16 protein-coding genes are annotated in these 17,072 nt (G+C 70.5%); 2 read left to right on the top strand and 14 right to left on the bottom strand.

All coding sequences use genetic code 11. The features are described 5' to 3' along the window. The 7 genes from MFF04_RS11725 to MFF04_RS11695 all read right to left on the bottom strand — a co-directional run. Window positions 1-1,374, bottom strand: a 1,374-nt coding sequence (locus MFF04_RS11725; protein ID WP_238275949.1) for a class II 3-deoxy-7-phosphoheptulonate synthase, incomplete at its 3' end; no start/stop codon positions are given. 117 nt (window positions 1,375-1,491) lie between these two features. Then, window positions 1,492-1,794 (bottom strand): RNA polymerase sigma factor region1.1 domain-containing protein, encoded by a 303-nt coding sequence (locus MFF04_RS11720; protein ID WP_238275947.1) that lies wholly within the window; start codon window positions 1,792-1,794, stop codon window positions 1,492-1,494. Between the two features lie 65 nt (window positions 1,795-1,859). Next, window positions 1,860-3,245 (bottom strand): glutathione-disulfide reductase, encoded by a 1,386-nt coding sequence (gor, locus tag MFF04_RS11715; protein WP_238275945.1) that lies wholly within the window; start codon window positions 3,243-3,245, stop codon window positions 1,860-1,862. Next, the gene (locus MFF04_RS11710; protein ID WP_373320024.1) at window positions 3,242-4,387 is read right to left on the bottom strand and encodes an O-antigen ligase family protein; all 1,146 of its coding nucleotides are present in this window, start codon (window positions 4,385-4,387) and stop codon (window positions 3,242-3,244) included. The genes gor and MFF04_RS11710 overlap by 4 nt, the downstream gene beginning before the upstream one ends. 91 nt (window positions 4,388-4,478) lie before the next feature. Further along, window positions 4,479-5,045, bottom strand: coding sequence for a DUF2059 domain-containing protein (locus MFF04_RS11705; protein ID WP_238275941.1), 567 nt, complete (start codon window positions 5,043-5,045; stop codon window positions 4,479-4,481). Window positions 5,046-5,087: 42 nt separating this feature from the next. Further along, window positions 5,088-5,807 carry a ribose-5-phosphate isomerase RpiA gene (gene rpiA, locus MFF04_RS11700; RefSeq protein ID WP_238275939.1) on the bottom strand — a complete coding sequence of 240 codons (720 nt, stop codon included), beginning with the start codon at window positions 5,805-5,807 and terminating at the stop codon, window positions 5,088-5,090. 105 nt (window positions 5,808-5,912) lie between these two features. Beyond that, on the bottom strand, window positions 5,913-6,353 hold the full coding sequence (locus MFF04_RS11695) for a hypothetical protein (protein ID WP_238275937.1): 441 nt from the start codon (window positions 6,351-6,353) through the stop codon (window positions 5,913-5,915). A 134-nt stretch (window positions 6,354-6,487) separates the two neighbouring features. Here MFF04_RS11695 and gph point away from each other — a divergent pair, with 134 nt between their 5' ends. Both gph and MFF04_RS11685 read left to right on the top strand, forming a co-directional pair. Beyond that, window positions 6,488-7,186, top strand: a complete 699-nt coding sequence (gene gph / locus MFF04_RS11690; RefSeq protein ID WP_238275935.1) for a phosphoglycolate phosphatase — start codon at window positions 6,488-6,490, stop codon at window positions 7,184-7,186. 2 nt (window positions 7,187-7,188) lie between these two features. Next, on the top strand, window positions 7,189-7,671 hold the full coding sequence (locus MFF04_RS11685; RefSeq protein ID WP_373320022.1) for a GNAT family N-acetyltransferase: 483 nt from the start codon (window positions 7,189-7,191) through the stop codon (window positions 7,669-7,671). A gap of 4 nt (window positions 7,672-7,675) precedes the next feature. Here MFF04_RS11685 and MFF04_RS11680 read toward each other — a convergent pair whose 3' ends face one another. From MFF04_RS11680 to MFF04_RS11650, 7 genes are all read right to left on the bottom strand, one after another. Continuing rightward, window positions 7,676-10,906, bottom strand: a complete 3,231-nt coding sequence (locus MFF04_RS11680; protein WP_238275964.1) for an efflux RND transporter permease subunit — start codon at window positions 10,904-10,906, stop codon at window positions 7,676-7,678. Window positions 10,907-11,061: 155 nt separating this feature from the next. Next, a complete protein-coding gene (locus MFF04_RS11675; RefSeq protein ID WP_238275931.1) occupies window positions 11,062-12,234 on the bottom strand; it encodes a M48 family metallopeptidase in 1,173 nt (390 codons plus the stop codon). Between the two features lie 143 nt (window positions 12,235-12,377). Continuing rightward, window positions 12,378-13,679, bottom strand: coding sequence for a YjgN family protein (locus tag MFF04_RS11670; RefSeq protein ID WP_238275929.1), 1,302 nt, complete (start codon window positions 13,677-13,679; stop codon window positions 12,378-12,380). Window positions 13,680-13,792: 113 nt separating this feature from the next. Continuing rightward, a complete protein-coding gene (locus tag MFF04_RS11665; RefSeq protein ID WP_238275927.1) occupies window positions 13,793-14,227 on the bottom strand; it encodes a tellurite resistance TerB family protein in 435 nt (144 codons plus the stop codon). A gap of 140 nt (window positions 14,228-14,367) precedes the next feature. After that, window positions 14,368-14,553, bottom strand: coding sequence for a DUF3606 domain-containing protein (locus tag MFF04_RS11660; protein WP_373320021.1), 186 nt, complete (start codon window positions 14,551-14,553; stop codon window positions 14,368-14,370). Window positions 14,554-14,645: 92 nt separating this feature from the next. Next, a complete protein-coding gene (locus tag MFF04_RS11655) occupies window positions 14,646-14,870 on the bottom strand; it encodes a YbdD/YjiX family protein (RefSeq protein ID WP_238275923.1) in 225 nt (74 codons plus the stop codon). A 7-nt stretch (window positions 14,871-14,877) separates the two neighbouring features. After that, complete coding sequence (locus tag MFF04_RS11650; RefSeq protein ID WP_238275921.1) at window positions 14,878-16,935, bottom strand: carbon starvation CstA family protein; 2,058 nt, start codon at window positions 16,933-16,935, stop codon at window positions 14,878-14,880. Window positions 16,936-17,072: the final 137 nt, after the last annotated feature.

Below are 17,072 nucleotides of genomic sequence, written 5' to 3'. Positions count from 1 at the left end.
CGCGTCGAGACGGGGATGCTCGATCTCGCCGCGGTCGCGCTTGACGAGTTCCGCCGTCAGGAAAGCCACCTCCAGGGCCTGCTCCGCGTTGAGGCGCGGATCGCAGTAGGTGTGGTAGCGGTCCTGAAGGTCGTCGGCGGTCAGCGCGCGGGCGCCGCCCGTGCACTCGGTCACGTCCTTGCCCGTCATCTCGAGATGGATGCCGCCGGGCACCGTGCCCTCCGCGCGGTGGACTTCGAAGAAGGTCTCGATCTCCGACATCACCCGCTCGAAGGGCCGCGTCTTGTAGCGGCCGGCGGCGATGGTGTTGCCGTGCATCGGGTCGCAGACCCAGACCGCCTTCCGCCCCTCGCGCTCGACGGCCCGGATCAGGTTCGGCAGGTGCTCGGCCGCCTTGTCGGCGCCGAACCGGCAGATCAGCGTCAGGCGACCGGCCTCGTCCTCCGGGTTGAGGAGGTCGATGAGGCGGATCAGCCCCTCCGGCGTGGTCGAGGGCCCGCATTTCAGGCCGATCGGGTTGCGAATGCCGCGAGCGTACTCGACATGGGCGTGGTCCGGCTGCCGGGTGCGGTCGCCGATCCAGAGCATGTGGCCGGAGGTGGCATACCAGTCGCCGGTCGTCGAATCGACGCGGGTCAGCGCCTCCTCGTAGCCGAGCAGCAGCGCCTCGTGGCTCGTGTAGAAATCCGTCGTGCGCACCTCCTGGTGCGTCTCCGGATTGATGCCGATGGCGCGCATGAAGTCGAGCGCGTCCGACATCCGGCCCGCCACGTCGGCGTAGCGCGAGGATTGCGGCGAGTCCTTCACGAAGCCGAGCATCCAGCGCTGCGCGTTGTCGAGGTTGGCGTAGCCGCCCGTCGCGAAGGCGCGCAGCAGGTTCAGGGTCGCCGCCGACTGCCGGTAGGCCTCGAGCTGCCGGCGCGGATCGGGCACCCGCGCCTCCTCGCTGAAGCCGATGCCGTTGATGATGTCGCCGCGGTAGCTCGGCAGCGAGACGCCTTCCAGCGTCTCGGTCGGCGAGGAGCGCGGCTTGGCGAACTGTCCGGCGATCCGTCCGACCTTCACCACCGGCGAGCCGCCGGCGAAGGTCAGCACCAGCGCCATCTGCAGGAAGACGCGGAAGAAGTCGCGGATGTTGTCGGCGGAGTGCTCGTCGAAGCTCTCGGCGCAGTCGCCGCCCTGGAGCAGGAAGGCCTTGCCCTCGCCGACGCTGGCCAGCGACGCCTTCAGCTTGCGTGCCTCACCGGCGAAGACGAGAGGCGGAAAGCTCGAGAGCTGGGCCTCGACGCCCTTGAGCGCGTCGGCGTCCGGATACTGGGGCACCTGCTGGATCGGCAGGTTGCGCCATGTGCTCGGTGTCCAACGCTCGCTCATCGTCCTCTCCCGTCCACCTCTCGGCAGGCTGCGGCGCGGAAGGTTCCGCGCGGGAAGCGCGGCTTATAGAGCGGTCCTCGGAAGTTTGCGAGCGGACTGAGGACGGGGTGGCCTGCGTCAGGAGCCTTCCTGCCCCTCCTCCACCTCGATGCCGTGCTCGGCGAGCACCCAGAAGATCGCCTCCAGGTCCTCGGCGGACACATCGCGGGGCGGCAGCGCCTCCTCGAGATCGTCGTAGGTGAGGGAGCGGGTCCGCCGTTCCTCGGCGGTGGCGAGCAGCGCGTCGATGGCGCGGCGGATGTCGGCGGGCAGGGTCGCCCGGCTCGGCAGGCGATAGGTGTAGGCCGGACGCAGGGCATCGGCCAGCATCCCGTCGATGATGGCCTGCCGCCTCGCGTGTGCTTCGTCCCGCTTGCCCATGGGGCTGATCTAGACCGGCCTCGTCCGGCGTCGAGTCCCGCCGGTTCCGCCTCGAATCGGGGCGCCTAACCGACGCCGACCGGCTTCTTCACCACCGCCGGCACCCGCATGGTGACGAGCTCCTCGCTCGCGGTCGGGTGGACGGCGATGGTGCGGTCGAAATCGGCCTTCGTCGCGCCCATGGTCACGGCGATGCCGACCGCCTGGATGATCTCGCCGGCATCGTGGCCGACGACGTGGACGCCGACCACCCGGTCGCTGGCGCAGTCGACGAGCACCTTCATCAAGGTGCGCTCCTCACGGCCGGAGAGCGTCGCCTTCATCGGTCGGAAGCTCGACTTGTAGACGTCGATCGCCCCGTAGCACTCCCGGGCAACGTCCTCGTTGTGTCCGACGACGCCGATCTCGGGCGTCGAGAACACCGCGGTCGGGATCAGGCGGTGGTCGACGCAGGCCGGGCGGTTGCCGAACACGGTGTCGGCGAAGGCGTGACCCTCGCGGATCGCCACCGGCGTGAGGTTCGCCCGGTTGGTGACGTCGCCGACCGCGTAGATCGAGGGTACCTTGGTCTGCGAATAGGCATCGACGGGGATGGCGCCGGCCCGGTCGGTCTCGATGCCGACCGCCTCCAGCCCGAGCCCGGCGGTGTTCGGGCGCCGGCCCGTCGCCACGAGCACCTGATCGACCTCGATCTCCTCGCCCCCGTCGAGGCAGGCGGCGATGCCCCCCGCCCGCCGCTCCAGTCGGGAGACGGTACGGCCGAGGCGCAGGTCCATGCGGGCCGCGTAGGCATGGCCCAGCGCGTCGCGGACCTCCTCGTCGAAGCCGCGCAACAGCTTCTCGCCCCGGTGCAGGAGCGTCGTCTTCGAGCCGAGCGCCGCGAAGACGCCGGCGAACTCGACGGCGATGTAGCCGCCGCCGACGACGAGGATGCGCTCCGGCAGGCGCGTCAGCTCGAACACCCCGTCCGAGGTGATGGCGTGCTCGGCGCCGGGGATCGCCGGCTCCTTCACGGCCGTGCCGCCGACCGCGACCAGGATCACCCGCGCCCGCACCCGCTCGCCGGAGGCGACGAGGCGGACCGTGTGCGGGTCCTCGATCACCGCCCGGTCGCGGACGATCTCGACGCCGGAGCGCTGGAGGTTGGTGTCGTAGATCGCCTCGAGCCGGGTGATCTCGGCGTCGCGCCGCTCCTTGAGGCGAGCCCAGTCGAAGCGCGGCGTGCCGACCTCCCAGCCGAAGCCCGCCGCGTCCTCGAACTCGTCCCGGAAGCGGCCGGCATAGACCATCAGCTTCTTCGGGACGCAGCCGCGGATCACGCAGGTGCCGCCGACCCGGTACTCCTCGGCGAGCCGCACGCGGGCGCCGTAGCCGGCGGCGATCCGCGCGGCACGCACGCCCCCCGAGCCGCCGCCGATGACGAAGAGGTCGACGTCGAAAGGCTCGCTCATGGTCTCGTCCCGGTCTCGGCCCCGGCAAGGCCGTGCCGGAGCCAGGTGATGGCAGCGCCGAGGCCGGCCGTCCACCAGCCCTGCCAGGCGCCGTGTTCCACGAAGGCGACCGCGGCGGCCGCCGCCGCGAGGCCGATCGCCGCCGCGAAGGCGCCCGGCGGATACCCGGCGACCGCCCGCAGCATCAGCATGAGGGCGAGACCGGCCAGGAAGGCGCCGGGCAGGCCGAGCTCGGCCCAGACCTGAAGGAAGCTGTTATGCGGGTGGCCGACGGGCAGAAGCTCGCGCATCTCGGGATCGAGGCGCTGGGCAACGCCGGTCTCGGCGAACCGCGCCGCGGTGCCGTAGCCCGCCCCCCGCCAGGGGTCTTCCGCCACCGCCGCGCCGAAGCTGCGGGCGATGGCGACCCGGGCCCGCGACGAAGACTGCACCAGCCGCTCATGCGCCGCCTCGGGCATGAACCGGGCGAGCACGTCGCCCTCCACCGGGGCGAGCGCCACGCAGAGCCCGAGCCCGAGCCCGGCGAGCCCGAGGGCGGCCGGGCGCGGCAGGAACCGCGCGGCAAGCGCCCCCGCGAGGCTCGCCGCGAGGCCGAGGCGCGCGGCCCCGCTCACCGAGGCGAGGACGGCGAGAAGCGCGAAGGCGAGGACCGCGATCCCAGCGAGACGCCAACCGCGTCGGATCGCGGCATAGGCGAGCGGACTGGCGATCAGCAGCAGGGTGAGAACCGGCCGGTTGAAGACGAACTCGGCCACCCGCATGCCGAGCGCCTTCTGAACGGGCAGGCCGCCGAGCATCCCGACGGCGATGTAGAGAGAAGCCGCCGCGGTGGCGGCGACCGCGAGCGGCAGGGCGAAGCCGGAGAGCCGGCCCGGCGCGAGCCGCGCCAGGAGGTAGGCCGCCAGAACCGTCGGCAGGAACTCGCCCGCGACCCGCCAGGACAGGGCGGGGAACGGGCTCCAGGCGATCGAGACGAGGCACCAGCCGAGGAAGGCGAGCGCGCTCGCGCCGAGCGGCGTGGCGAGCGGTTCGAGAAGCGTGGCCGCCAGGTCCTCCCGCTCCTCGATCAGCGCCGCGATCAGGAAGGCGAGCGCCGCGAGGCCGACGAAGAGCGGGCTCGACCGGTTGGCGAGCGCCATCAGCAGCGGCAGCGCCGCGAGGCAGGCCGTGCCGAGGCTGCGGAAGCGCGCGGCGACGCTCACGCCGCCCTCTCTCACGAAGCTCTCTTGCCGGCTACTGAAGCTCGTGGCCCCGCTTGCCCATCTCGGCGCGCACGCGGATCATCACGTATTGCGAGACCTCCTGTGTCCAGCCCTGCATGGCCTGGACCATCTGGTCGAGGATCTGCGGCTGCGTCCCCACGTAACGCTTGCCGGCGGGCGAGCGGAAGAAGGTCGCGATGTCGTTCAGCTCCGCCTCGCTGAGCTGACTCGCGTAGATGCGCGCGGCGATGTCGATCATCCGCTGCTTCTGCAGCTCCATCTCCGGCTGGAGGCCGTTGAGAACCTCGTCGAGGTCCTTGCTCAATTCCGGCCGGGTCAGGGTCTGCTGGCGGATCTGCTGGTCGAAGGTCGGGATGATCGAGTCGAAGGAGCGGCCGATGCCGGAGGCGAGCATCACCTCACGCGCGAGCGCCAAGTGGCTCGCGCTGATCTCGGGCTGGGGCGCGGCGGCCGGGGTCGGCGTGCCGGGCTTCTGCGGCGCCGCCTTCTGCGGAGCGGGCTTCGTGGTCTGCGCGGGGGCGGCGCCGGGCACGAGGGCGAGGGCGAGGATCGCCGCGAGGGCGGGACGGCGGAACATGGGCGGCCTCCGGGTCGTCTCTAAAGCTTGATGGTTCGGGGGTCAGGCGGCGCGGGGGGTGCCGAGGGTGACGATCTCGGCCCTGCCGTCGCGGGCCTCAGCGAGGATCGCGGCGTCGCAGATGCCGAGGAACAGGCCGTGCTCGACGACGCCGGGCACGCTCCAGAGCAGGCCCGAGAGCGCCTCCGGGTCGGGAATGGCGCCGAGGCGCGCGTCGAGGATGCGGTGTCCGCCATCGGTCGTCAGCGGCGCGCCGTCGGCGCCGAGCCGAAGGCTCAGCGCACCGGCGCAGCCCGACCGCGCGATGGCCCGCTCGACGCCGCGGCGGGTGGCGGCGAGGCCGAAGGCGTTGACCTCGATGGGCAGCGGGAAGGCGCCGAGGGTGTCGACGCGCTTGCTCGCATCGGCGATCACCACCATGCGCCGGCTGGCGCAGGCGACGATCTTCTCGCGCAGCAGCGCCGCGCCGCCGCCCTTGATCAGCCGCAGCCGGCCGTCGACCTCGTCGGTGCCGTCGATGGTGAGATCGAGCTCCGGCAGCTCCTCCAGGGTCGCCATCCGGATGCCGGCGCGGGTGGCGGCGGTGTAGGTCGCCTCCGAGGTCGGCACGCCGACGATGTCGAGGCCCTCGCGCACCCGCTCGCCCAGCACCTCGATGAAGGCCGCCGCCGTGCTGCCGGTGCCGATGCCGAGCCGCATCCCCGGCTCGACAAGGTCGAGGGCCGCGAGCGCGGCCGCGCGCTTCAGGTCGGGGGCGCTCAACGGGTCGTCTCCGGGTGTTCGGATGCCATCATGCGCTCGGGAACGCAGGTCCGGGCGGGTCGCCGTGCCCCTAGCACGCCGCATCCGCCCGGCAAACGCCTCTGACTACGGGCGGCCGCCCTGCGCGGGCGTTGCGCTCGGCACGGTGCGGCCGGGCTGCGCGGCGGGCGCCGCCTCGGCGGTCGAGGGGTTCGCTTGAGGCGTGCAGACCACGACCTCCTCCTTCACCTGCACGTAGCAGATGCTCATCTCGCCCGTGCGGTAGTTGACCCGGAACACGCCGGCCTCGCGGGTGTGGCGGGAGGCGACGAGGCCGTACTCGGAGGGCGCCTGCGAGCCGGCGCCCTCGCCCGGCCCGAAGCACAGCGTCTGACCGATGCCACCACCCTCACGCAAGCCGTACTGGCAGGAGGTCACCTCCCCCGTCACCTTGTCGACGCGGTAGACCCGGTTGAGGTCGATCTGGGGCGCCGGCACGAACTCGAAGGAAGCGCCGAGGGCCGGCGCGGCGAGAAGGATCAGGCAGGCGGCGGAGAGGAGGCGCATCGTCGGTCTCGGTGGGGAAACCGCACCTGTCGGCGAGATTTCGGGCAAGTGTTGGGCGCGGATGCCGGGGCCCCACGCGGTTGCCGCGGCGAGCCCGCGCGCGTAGCAGAGGCACGCCACCGCCAAGGACCGTCATGCCGAGCCTGCCCCCCATCGCCGTGTTCGACCTCGACGGGACGCTCGCCGAGACCGCGCCCGACCTCGTCGGCACGCTCAATGCGCTCCTCGCCCGCGAGGGCTTGCCGGAGCTGCCCCTGGAGCAGGCCCGGGACATGATCGGCGCCGGCGCCAAGGCCCTGATCCAGCGGGGCTTCGCGGCGGCCGGCGAGCCCCTGCCGGCGGAGCGGCTGGAAGCGCTGTTCCACGCCTTCCTCGAGCATTACGGCCGGCATCTCTGCGACCGCTCGCACCTCTATCCGGGCGTCGTCGAGGCATTGGACCGGCTCCAGGCGGACGGGTTCCTGCTCGCGGTCTGCACCAACAAGGTCGAGGTGCACGCGGTCGAGCTTCTCGACAGGCTCGGCATCGGCGCACGCTTCGCGGCGATCTGCGGGCGCGACACCTTCCCCTTCTTCAAGCCCGACCCGCGCCACATCACCGAGACGGTGGGGCGAGCCGGCGGCGACCCGGCCCGCGCGGTGATGGTGGGCGATTCCCGCGCCGACATCGAGGCGGCCAAGGCCGCCGGCATCCCCGTCGTCGCCGTCACCTTCGGCTACACCGATACGCCCGTGGCGGAGCTCGGACCCGATAAGGTCATCGAGCACTATGAAGGGCTCGTCCCCGCGATCGGGGGGCTGATCGAGCGAGCATCGGCGCAGGCGAGCGCGTGAGCTTGAACGTCCGAGCCTTCGCGGAAGGCGACCGGGCGGGCATCTGGGCGATCCTGGAGCCGGTGATCCGGGCGGGCGAGACCTACGCTCTGCCCCGCGACCAGAGCGAGGCCGAGGCGCATGCCACCTGGTGCGCACCGGAGCACGAGGTGCTGGTCGCCGAGGACACGGGCCGGCTCCTCGGGGCCGCCTACCTCAAGGCGAACCAGCGCGGAGGCGGCGCGCATGTCGCCAACGCGGCCTTCGCCACCTCCGAGGCCGCGCGGGGCCGGGGCGTCGGCCGAGCCCTGTGCGAGGCGGCAATGGAGCGGGCCCGTGCGCGGGGCTTTCGCGCCATGCAGTTCAACTTCGTCGTGGCGAGCAACGAGGGCGCAGTGCGGCTGTGGCGCTCCCTCGGCTTCACGGAGGTCGGGCGGCTGCCAGACGCCTTCCACCATCCCAGGCTCGGCTTCGTGGACGCCCTGGTGATGCACCGGGTCCTCTGACCGATCAGGCGTAGTCCTGCGGCGGCTTCACCTCGGCGCCGCGCAGCAGCGTGTAGAGGAAGGGCACGAACAGCAGCGTCGAGGGCGTGCCGAAGGCGATGCCGCCCATCACCGCGCGGGCGAGCGCGGCGTTCTGCTCGCCGCCCTCGCCCGTGCCGAGCGCCATCGGGATCAGGCCGAGGAACATGGCGCCCGCCGTCATCAGCACCGGGCGCAGGCGGGTGTCGCCGGCGAGGATCGCGGCCTCCGCAGCCGAGCAGCCCGTCGCCTCCCGGTGCTCGCGGGCGAAGGTGACGAGCAGGATCGAGTTGGCCGAGGCGATGCCCACCGACATGATCGCCCCGAACAGCGAGGGGATCGAGAAGCTCGTGCCCGTCACGAACAGGCTGAAGACGATGCCGCAGAAGGCGAGCGGCAGGGCGGCGAGCACCACGAACGGGTCGCCCCAACTCTGATAGTTGATCGCCATCAGGAGGTAGACGGCCACCAGCGCGATGGCGAGGCCGACGCCGAGGCGGAAGAAGGCCGAGTCCATGTTCTCGATCTGGCCGCGCACCGTGATCTTGTCGGGCGCGGGCAGGCTCTTCTGCTCCTCGGCGACGATCTTCCGGATCTCGCGGGCGACCGAGCCGAGATCGACGTCCTGCACGGCGGCGTAGATGTTGAAGGTCGGCGCGGTGTTGACGTGGTTGATCACCGTCTGCCCGCCGACCCGGCGGATGTCGGAGACGCTGGAGAGCAGCGTCAGCACCCCCGGCCGGTCGGCCGCGGCCTGCGCGAGGAGCGGGGTGTTGCGCAGCGCCGTCAGCGAGTCCGTCCGGTACTCCGGGGTCTGCACCCAGAGCTGGTAGGGGATGCCGGTCTTCGGGTCCGACCAGAAGTTCGGCGTCACCTGGAAGGAGCCCGACAGGGAGACGTTGAGCCCCTGGGCGACCTGCTGCTGCGTCAGGCCGAGCTCGGAGGCGAGCCGCCGGTCGACGTCCACGAAGAACTGCGGCGTGTTGACGATCTGGTGGAGATGCACGTCGACGGCGCCGCGCACCGCGCTTACCCGCTGCACGATGCGCTGCGCCGCGGCGAGATCCTTCTCGGTGTTGCGGCCCGAGACCTGGATGTCGATCTGCGCCAGCGTGCCGAAGTTGAGGATCTGGGTGATGATGTCGGACGGTTGGAAGTAGACGACGAGATCGGGGAAGCGCTCGCGCAGGGTCTCCCGCAGGCTGCGGGTGTAGTCGGCGACGGAGCCGTGCCCTTCCTTGAGGTTGATGAGCATCTGGCCGTCGTTGTAGGCGACGAAGGAGCCGTCGGAGAAGGCGAAGTTGTAGTTGTTCGACGGCAGGCCGAGATTGGTCAGGACCTGATCGATCTCCCCTTCGGGGATGACCTCGCGCACGGTCTTCTCGACCTCCGCGAAGGTCTGGTCCGCGGTCTCGATGCGCATGCCCGGCCGGGTGCGCAGGTGCATGGTGATCTGCCCCGAGGCGACCTGCGGGAAGTAGTCCTGGCCGACGAAGACGAAGAGCCCCGCCGAGCCCGCGAAGACGAGACCGACGCAGGCGAGCGTCACCGCGCGGCGCCGGACCACCGCGTGCAGCAGCCCGAGATAGCCGCGATGGAAGCGGGCGAAGCGCGCCTCGAACCCCGCGCGGAAACGGCCGGCGAGGCGGAACACCGGCCCCGTCAGGATGGAGAGGGCCCGCGCGACGCGGCCCTGCCGGGGCGCCGCCTCGGCCGCCTGCCCGTGATGGGCGGCGTACTCGCGGGCGACGAGCACGTCGATCAGCACCGGCACCAGGGTGCGGGAGAGGACGTAGGAGGTCAGCATCGCGAACACGACCGCGAGCGCCTGGGGCGTGAACAGGTACTTCGGCGTGTCGGCGAGCGCGAAGACCGAGGTGAAGGCGGCGCAGATCGAGAGCGTCGAGATCAGGGTCGGCTTGGCGATGCTCGCCGCGCCCTCGACCACCGACTTCCGGAACGGCTCGCCCTCCTCGAACATCCGGTAGGTGTTCTCGATGGCCACCGTCGCGTCGTCGACGAGGATGCCGACGGCAAGCGCCAGGCCGCCGAGCGTCATCACGTTGATGGTCTCGCCGAGCGCGCCGAGGATCGCGAGCGAGGTCAGGATCGAGAGCGGGATCGAGATCAGCACGATGATCGTCGAGCGCCAGGAACCGAGGAAGAGCAGGATCGTCAGACCGGTGAGGCAGGCGGCGATGATCGCCTCGTGCACCACGCCCTCGATCGCCGCGGAGACGAAGACCGACTGGTCGAAGAGCGGCTTGAGGGTCATGCCCTCGGGGGCGGCCGCCTGGATGTCGGGCAGCGCCTTCTTGACGTTGTTGACGACGTCGAGCGTCGAGGCGGTGCCGTTCTTGAAGACCCGCATCAGCACGGAGCTGAGCCCGTCCGCGCGCACGATGTTGACCTGGGGCGGGCCGCCGTCGCGCACATGCGCCACGTCGCGCACCAGCACGGGCTGGCGGTCCACGACCTTGATCGGGATCTCGTTGAGGGCGGCGATCGCCTCCGGCGTCGCGTTGAGGCGCACCGGGTACTGCTGCTCGCCGATCTTGGCGAGGCCCGAGGGCACGGTGAGGTTCTGCGCGCTCATCGCGTTCGTCACGTCGAGCGGTGTCAGCCCCAGCGCCCGCAGGGCCTGGGCGTCGAGATCGACCATGATCTGGCGCGGGGCGCCGCCGAAGGGCGAGGGCAGCGTCGAGCCGGGCACCTGCGTGAGCCGCTGGCGGATGCGGTACTGGGCGTAATCGTAGATCTTGGTGAGGCTCTCCTTGGTCGAGGCCAGGGAAAGCTGGATGACCGGCACCGAGGAGGCGGAGAAGCGCAGGATCACCGGCGGCTGCACGCCGGGGGGCATGGTAGCGCGAATCGAGTTCGTCGAGGAGACGATCTGCGCGATGGCGAGGTCGATCGAGACGGATTGGTCGAAATAGACCTTCATCACCGAGGTGCCCTGGAGGCTCGTCGATTCCATCCGGGCGATGTTGTTGACGTTGTTGGAGATTCCGTACTCGGAATAGGTCGTGATCCGCTGCTCCATCTCGGGCGCGGAGAGGCCGTTATAGGTCCACACGATCACGACGACGGGGATGTCGACGGTCGGCAGCACGTCCTTCGGCATGACGACGATCGCCGCCCCGCCGCCGAGCATCATCAGCACGGCGAGCACGTAGACGGTGACGCGATACTTCAGCGCGTAGAGTACGAGGCCCATGCCGCCCTTGGTGCCCGTGCCGCCCGCCGCGCGCTGCCTCCCGGCCGGCGCCAGCCCCTGCATGCTGCATACAGGGGGAGAGACAATCTCCGAAATGTTGCCGGAGAATGTCTATGCCCGACGCGCGTAGGCGCCCCGTTGCCGCAGGCGCGCCGCTACAGGTCGACCGGCTCGTCGGGCGCCTTGCGCTCGCGGCGGGGGCCCGGCGGCTTCGGCTTGCTCTCGGAAGGTTTGCTCTCGGAGGGCTTGGCGGCGGGCAGGCCGGGGCAGATGCCCTTCAAAGCCACCCAGTCCGCCTCGGCGATGATGCGCCGGCCCGCTGCCTCGGGGCCCGCCCGCTCGCGGATCGAGGCCGCCCGCTCGCGGGTGAAGGGATGACTGCGCAGGAAGGCGCCCGTCTCGCTGTCCCCGTCCTTGGCGATGCGCTCGAGGATCGAGGCCAGGGCCGCGCCGTTGCCGCCGGCGGCGTTCAGGGTGTCGACGGCGTAGGCGTCGGCCCGGCGCTCGGCATCGCGGCTGTAGCCGGCCGAGACGATCGCCTGCCCCGCCGCGACGATGATGGTCGAGCCGGTGAGGTCGCCGAACACGAGGCTGAGCAGGAAGGCGGTGCCGGAGCTCTGGATCAGCGAGCGGGTCGGGTCGCGGGTGGCGACGTGGCCGAGTTCGTGGGCGAGGATCGCGGCGAACTCGTCCGGTGTCTCGGATTTCACGAGCACGTCCGAGAGCATGATCACCCGCGCGCCGGGCAGCGTGAGGGCGTTGGCCATCTTGTGCCGGCGGACCGTGACGCTGACGCTGCCCGGAAGGCCGCGGCCGGCGACGAGCTTGGCGACGAGCCGATCGAGGGCGGCCTTGCCGGCAGCCTCGGTGCAGAGCGGCGGCTTGCCGAGGATGTCGACGATCTGGCCCTCGACCGCGGCGCCGAGCCTCTCCTCGACGGCATCCGGAACCATCGGCGCGAGCACGCCGGCGAGCAGCGGCACGCCGAACAGGGCGACGAGGATCACGGAGACGCCGGCCGCGATCGACCAGAGCACGAGGCGCAGCGTGCCGCCCTCCTCGCTCTCGCGCCGGGCGAGGTCGGGGCAGCGCAGCGGCAGCACCGCGGCGAGCGTCGCGTCCGTGAACTCGACCCGGATCAGGCTGCCGACGGGGCCGACCCGCATCAGCGGCGCAGCGGCGTCGGCGGCGCGCAGGTCGAGGAGGTTCCAGTCGTGAAAGACCCCCTCGCCACGGACCTCAAAGCGGTCCGTGACGCGGATCGTGACCGGGTACGGGCGGGCGCTCACCCCGTCGAAGCAGGCGCCGGTGGCGGTGATGGGCTGCATCTAGGCCGCCGTCGGCGAGGAATCGCCTACTGCGAACGCTCTAGGGTCTGTCAGGTGCTTGTTGAAACGCCTGACAGACCCTGAGTTCTCGTCGGATCGTTGGTCCTGACGGAGAACCGGGGTCCACTTCTCCTGGACCAACTCTAGAACCCGATCTGCAGCGCGCCGCCGACGTCGAGGGCGTCGGCGAGACCCTCGTTGAGGCCGCTGGCCGGCGCCCGGCTCGAGGCGACGATCTGCGCGAGCGCCTCCGTGCCGTGGACCTGCGTCGACTCCGCGACCGCGGCCCAGAGCCGGGCCTGGATGATGCGCACGTAGAGCACCGCGAAGAGGAGACCGGCGCCGAGATAGGCGGCGAGCGTCGTGAAGAGCAGCAGCGCATGCACGGCGCTGAAGCCGCCGGGCTCGCGGCCCCCGCCGAGGCCGATCAGCAGGCCGAGGCCGAGGAAGACGAGCACGATCACCAGGAAGAACCCCAGGATCGACAGGAAGTAGACGATGTAGGGCCAGTAGAACTGGCGCGCGCGCAGCGTCGAGGAGAGCGTGACGGAGCCGAGGCTCGCCGCGTTCATGAACAGGCGCGTCTCCCGCGCCCGGTAGAACGGGATCAGCAGCAGCGCAGCGATGACCCCGACCGGGCCGATGAAGCCCAGCACCGTGAGCGCGGTGGCGACGGGCGTGCCCGCGTAGGTTGGGTTCATGATGAAGTCGCCGGGCTTGCCGGGCTTCGCCACCATCAGATCGGTGGGGATCTTGAAGCCCGCCGCCACGAGGAAGTAGGCGGCGGCGGCCAGCAGCGGCAGCAGCACGACGCCGTAGAAGACCAGCCAGTAGGGCAGGAGCTGCGTGCCGCGCGCGGTCGAGTCCATCCGCGCGGTGCCGATCAGCGTGTGGCGGATGCGGTAGCGCTCCAGGCTCGCGCGCATGAAGGGGAAGGCGAGGCCGAGGGTGACGACGGTCAGGAGCGACCATCCGGCCGCCATCCCGGCATAGGCCCAGGCGGAGCCGTCCTGGCCCAGGCGGATGCCGCGCCACAGGGTGCGGCTCGCCCGGTAGCGGCGCCCGCGATAGATCGCGTACTGGCCGAGCAGGTAGAGGATCACGAAGGAGAGCACGCCGCCGAAGGCCGCGAGCGCCGGGCTCATCAGCGAGAGCGCGAAGATCGCGATGTAGATCGGCACCAGGATCGCCAGGGCGACGAGGAAGCCGAGGAACAGCTCCTTGCCGGTGCCGGTGTACTCGCCCGGGCTGCCGTCGACGGTGGTGCGGCTCCAGAAGTAGCGCCGCAGGTTGGTGATGTACCAGAACCGGTAGATGCCGAAGGTGATCAGCGAGAGCAGGAAGCCCTTGACTGCAATCCCCGTGAGACCCTTGAGGCTGCGATCGAAGGTGATGGCGCCTGAGGGACGCGGAGCCCCGTCGATGTGGCCGGCAACGGATTCCATGCCTACTCCCCTTGCAGGATCGCGGCGGAAGCTAGACAGCTTCGGTGACGTTGGCTAGGGCCATTGGTACGGTCCAAAGACTAGCCAAACGCATTTGCCGGAGAACTCGGCCCTCAGCGCAACAGCGCGGACTTCTCGACCTTGAGCGACAGCGCGATCTCGTCGAGCGCCTTGTGCTCGACCTCGCTGATGCCGCCGAAATCGGCGACGTCCGCCGCGATCAGGAACACGTCCTGCCGCTGCGACAGGGGCCGTTCCGCCAGGGCCTCGCAGAACCGGAGGTTCTCGATGCGGCCGGCGCGGGTCTTGGCGCGGGCGATCGCCTCGTAGAGCTCCTGCTCGATGCGCAGCGTGTCGTAGGATTTCTCGAGGATCGGGTTCGCACGCATGCCGGCGATCGCCGCCTCGACCTCCTCCTCGTCCACGTCGCCGTCGGCGATGATGACGTTGGCTGCCGCCGAGACCGCGCCCTGGAGGAACACCGCGTCGCCGGCATAGGACATGATGGTCCGGCCGAACCGAAGGATCGCGTCCTGAAAGATGCTCATGCCCGCCTCCCGCTCAACGGCAGAGGGATGGGCTGCGGCGCCGCCAAGTCAAGCGCCGTGAGGGGCGTGCCCACCGGGATTCGACGGCCCGGGCGGGAAGATCGTGCGGGCGGCGAGGAAACGCACCGCCTCCGCACGTGTCAGACCAGGGGCTCGTGTCCCGGCCATTCGCGGCCGAGATGGGCGGCGACGGTCGCCGGATCGCCGCCGACCTGCGCGACGGCGGCCTCGATCCGCTCGACGGGCACCATGAAGCGGCGCGCCCAGTAGGCCCGCTCCCAGGGCTCTTCGATCGCGACCCTGGCCGGCTCCGGCCGCTCGCCCACCTGCTCCGTCACCCTCGGTCTCCCTCGACGCCGCATCCGGGTGGGAACGCGCCGAGGGCGAAAAGAGTGCCGGGCCCGGCCCCGATCCCGTCTCAGCAGCAGCGGAAGCCGGAGCTGTTGCCGACGCCGAAGCGGGCGTTCTCCCGGTTCCGGAAGAACTCCCGCTCGGTCATCGGCGCCTGATCGGGATGGGTCTTCGCAATGTGGGCGACGTAGGTGCCGTAGTCGCCCTGCCCCACCATCAGCCGCGCCCCGTCGCAGACGCATTTGTTGAACGCCTTCAGGCGGTCGCGAAAGCTCTGCGCCGGTGCGGTCATGTCAGCCTCACTCCGCCGGGGCGAGCTTCGGATCGGCCTCGAGAGCCGTCCAGCGGTCGGCCCGGTAGGCCTTGATGCAGGCCATCGTGCCGAACACCACGATCGCCAGGACGAGGCCGACGAAGAGCACCGCGAGCACGGCGTCCACGCGATCGTTGAAGACGATCTTGTGCATGTCGGCCATGTTCTTGGCCGGACCCAGCACCTTGCCCTCGGCGATAGCCGCCGAGAACCGGTCCGCGTGGGAGAGGAAGCCGATCTTCGGGTCGGGCGAGAAGATCTTCTGCCAGCCGGCGGTCAGCGTGCAGATGCACAGCCACACGGTCGGGATGATGGTCACGAACGCGTAGCGCTCGCGCTTCATCTTGAAGATCACCACCGTCGCGAGCGTCAGCGCCACCGCCGCCAGCATCTGGTTCGAGATGCCGAAGAGCGGCCAGAGGGTGTAGATGCCGCCGAGCGGGTCCGTGACGCCCTGGTAGAGGAAGTAGCCCCAGGCCCCCACACAGAGCGCAGTGGCGAGCACGCTCGGCACCCAGGACGTGGTATCCTTGAAGGCCGGCGAGACGAGGCCGAGCAGGTCCTGCAGCATGAAGCGGCCGGCCCGCGTGCCCGCATCGACGGCGGTGAGGATGAACAGCGCCTCGAACAGGATCGCGAAGTGGTACCAGAAGGCCATCATCGCCTTGCCGCCGATGGCCGAGGAGATGATGTGGGCCATGCCGACCGCGAGCGTCGGGGCGCCGCCGGTGCGCGAGATGATCGAGTGCTCGCCGACGTCCTTGGCGGTCTGGGCGATCACCTCAGGCGCGATCGGGAAGCCGAGATTGGTCACGGCCGCCGCCGCGGTCTCGGGCGTGGTGCCGAGCAGGGCGCCCGGCGAGTTCATGGTGAAGTAGATGCCCGGATCGATCACGCTCGCGGCGACGAGCGCCATGATCGCGACGAAGCTCTCCATGAGCATGCCGCCGTAGCCGATGAAGCGCGTGTCGACCTCGTTGTCGACGAGCTTCGGCGTGGTGCCCGACGAGATCAGGGCGTGGAAGCCGGAAACGGCGCCGCAGGCGATGGTGATGAACAGGAACGGGAACAGGCTGCCCGCCCAGACCGGGCCGGTGCCGTCCACGAACTTCGTCATCGCCGGCATCTGCATGTGCGGGGCGACGAAGACGATGCCCAGCGCCAGGCCGATGATGGTGCCGATCTTGAGGAAGGTCGAGAGGTAGTCGCGCGGGGCGAGCAGCAGCCAGACGGGCAGGATGGCGGCGACGAACCCGTAGCCGATCAGCATCCAAGTGAGCTGCACGCCGGTGAAGGTGAAGGCCGGGCCCCAGTAGGGATCGGCGGCGATACGGCCGCCGTAGACGATGGCGGCCATGAGCAGGAGGAAGCCGATGACCGAGACCTCGCCGACCTTCCCGGGCCGGACATAGCGGGCGTAGAGCCCCATCAGCATCGCGATCGGGATCGTCGCCGCGACGGTGAAGGTGCCCCAGGGGCTCTCCGCGAGCGCCTTGACCACGATCATGGCCAGCACAGCGAGCAGGATGATCATGATCAGGAAGGTGCCGAACAGCGCGATCACGCCGGGGATGACGCCGAGCTCCGCCCGGATCAGCTCGCCGAGCGAGCGGCCGTCGCGGCGCATGGAGATGAACAGGACCATGAAGTCCTGCACGGCGCCGGCCAGCACCACGCCGGCGAGGATCCAGAGCATGCCGGGCAGGTAGCCCATCTGCGCGGCGAGCACCGGGCCAACGAGAGGGCCGGCGCCCGCGATCGCCGCGAAGTGGTGGCCGAACAGGACGGTCTTGTTGGTGGGGACGTAGTCGAGGCCGTCGTTGTGGCGATGCGCTGGCGTCTGGCGGGCCGGGTCGAGCCGCATCACGTTCTCGGCGATGTAGAGCGAGTAGTAGCGGTAGGCGATCAGGTAGACGCAGACCGCGGCCACCACGACCCAGAGGGCGTTGACGGTCTCGCCGCGGGTCGTCGCGACGATGGCAAGCGCGGCGGCGCCGAGCGCCCCCACCAGGGCCCAAGGCCCGTGTTTCTGAATCGCACCCATGGACGCCTCGCTCCGAGGCGGCTCTTCGCGGCCGGCCTCATTGGGCGTTCTGACAAAAATTTAACGCGAGGAAAACCTTTCGTTTAAACGCCCCGCGGACAGCGGCGGCGCGTTGTAGCGAAGTGACGGCTCTCCCG

The organism is Methylobacterium jeotgali, assembly GCF_022179345.1.
Classification (GTDB): domain Bacteria; phylum Pseudomonadota; class Alphaproteobacteria; order Rhizobiales; family Beijerinckiaceae; genus Methylobacterium; species Methylobacterium jeotgali.
The sequence above is the reverse complement of the archived record's forward strand: the minus strand, read 5'-3'. Positions and strand labels throughout refer to the sequence as shown.

Excerpts from the sequence above, each read along its gene's own strand:
- MFF04_RS11720 (WP_238275947.1), bottom strand. The coding sequence starts at position 1,794 with ATGGGCAAGCGGGACGAAGCACACGCGAGGCGGCAGGCCATCATCGAC.
- gor (WP_238275945.1), bottom strand. The coding sequence starts at position 3,245 with ATGAGCGAGCCTTTCGACGTCGACCTCTTCGTCATCGGCGGCGGCTCG.
- MFF04_RS11705 (WP_238275941.1), bottom strand. The coding sequence starts at position 5,045 with ATGTTCCGCCGTCCCGCCCTCGCGGCGATCCTCGCCCTCGCCCTCGTG.
- MFF04_RS11695 (WP_238275937.1), bottom strand. The coding sequence starts at position 6,353 with ATGCGCCTCCTCTCCGCCGCCTGCCTGATCCTTCTCGCCGCGCCGGCC.
- gph (WP_238275935.1), top strand. The coding sequence starts at position 6,488 with ATGCCGAGCCTGCCCCCCATCGCCGTGTTCGACCTCGACGGGACGCTC.
- MFF04_RS11680 (WP_238275964.1), bottom strand. The coding sequence starts at position 10,906 with ATGGGCCTCGTACTCTACGCGCTGAAGTATCGCGTCACCGTCTACGTG.
- MFF04_RS11675 (WP_238275931.1), bottom strand. The coding sequence starts at position 12,234 with ATGCAGCCCATCACCGCCACCGGCGCCTGCTTCGACGGGGTGAGCGCC.
- MFF04_RS11670 (WP_238275929.1), bottom strand. The coding sequence starts at position 13,679 with ATGGAATCCGTTGCCGGCCACATCGACGGGGCTCCGCGTCCCTCAGGC.
- MFF04_RS11665 (WP_238275927.1), bottom strand. The coding sequence starts at position 14,227 with ATGAGCATCTTTCAGGACGCGATCCTTCGGTTCGGCCGGACCATCATG.
- MFF04_RS11655 (WP_238275923.1), bottom strand. The coding sequence starts at position 14,870 with ATGACCGCACCGGCGCAGAGCTTTCGCGACCGCCTGAAGGCGTTCAAC.
- MFF04_RS11650 (WP_238275921.1), bottom strand. The coding sequence starts at position 16,935 with ATGGGTGCGATTCAGAAACACGGGCCTTGGGCCCTGGTGGGGGCGCTC.